Source organism: Miniimonas arenae, from assembly GCF_006351005.1.
Classification (GTDB): Bacteria; Actinomycetota; Actinomycetes; order Actinomycetales; family Beutenbergiaceae; genus Miniimonas; species Miniimonas arenae.
In genome coordinates, this window is sequence record NZ_VENP01000130.1 from 1 (window position 1) to 1,371 (window position 1,371).

The window sequence follows — 1,371 nt, forward strand, 5'->3', positions numbered from 1 at the left end:
TGCCAGCGATTCGTGCCGGTTCGTGGCTTCCACCCGGCACAGATCGCTGGGTTCGCGCTTCAGCCCGCGACAGATCGCTGGGTTCCGCACGACCGCGAGTGAAGAACTACGGACGCCGCTCGAGATGCTGCGCCACGCGCTGCACCATACGACCGCGCACCCCGAGGTGGATGGCCCAGAACTCGAGCACGGTGTGCTCCTCGAGCATCACGTCGTCGCGGCGCTCACCGTCGTCGATCACGGCGTCCACGTCGGAGTGGTTCTGCCGACTCTGGAGCTCGATCAGCAGCCACGTCCCGTCGCGCCGGAGGAACCCGATGTCTCCGCGGGCGACGAGTCGGCGTTGGGGGTCGCGGATCTCGACCTGGATGTCCGTGGGCTGAAGGCCCGCAGCCACCAGGTCCCAGTACGCCCACGACTCCAAAGGTGACGCTCGTCGTCCGTCCGCCATCTCCCAGACCGCCTCGAGCTCCGGTAGCCGGTGACGTGACGGTCCTCGGAGCCGATGGGCGAGTCGTCGAACCTGCGTGAGACTCTCGCCGCGGAGCAGCTCCAGATGCAGGGCTGAGTCGAGAACGCCGAGAGCCTCACGCGGAGCGAGCTGCACCAGGGTCTGGGCGAGCGAGACGACGGGATCGACTGTGCGGAACCCGTCCGCGCTCACGACCGTCTCCGGCACCACGCACTCCCGGCACCTGACTCCGCCGCGGTCGCGGCGCGGACCGCCACCGGGCACGGTGACCTCGGGTGACATCGTCGCAGGCAGACCCTGCACGCCGTGCAGTGCAAGAGCGGACGGTCCGATGGCAATCGCGTTCGGGCCGTACGCGAGCAGCGCGATCACCGCTGCTCGCCGAACCCGGAGCTGAGGCGTGAGCACGGAAGGAGGGTCTGCTCCGAGGTCGACGACTCTCGACGTCGGGAAGCGCCATCGCTGCGACGCCCGACGGCGGGTGATCGCCGAGCGTGACACGCCGGCCTCGCGAAGCTGGGCACTCGAGAGGCATCCCAGCTGACGCAGCGCGAGCGCGCGAGCATTCGCCGGGAGGCAGGCATCGGTCACGAGGGTGATCTCGTCCACGAGCTCGGTCCGCGTTCGGCCCGCGCTCCTGATGAGGGTCCGGGCTCGTCGCTCGCGGGCTATCGAGGGCGCGCCTGTGAGTGGGTCCGCGGGCGCGACGACGGCGCGCTGACGCTCGCCGAGATCGAGCCGTGGGACGGTGTTCACCGAGCAAGTGCACAACGACCCGCGCCGGGTGTCATTCGGGTTGGGGACAGAGCTCCAGATGCCCACGGCTCGCGCGAGTGTGGACAACCGACGGCGAGCGCCCGGCAGCGACGACGCCCGACGGCGAGCGCCCGACGGCGAGC

Annotated in this window: 1 protein-coding gene; it reads right to left on the reverse strand. The window is 70.2% G+C overall.

Annotation, left to right across the window (positions count from 1 at the left end):
- Positions 1-106: 106 nt before the first annotated feature.
- A complete protein-coding gene (locus tag FH969_RS14910; protein ID WP_139987991.1) occupies positions 107-397 on the reverse strand; it encodes a hypothetical protein in 291 nt (96 codons plus the stop codon).
- Positions 398-1,371 lie beyond the last annotated feature (974 nt).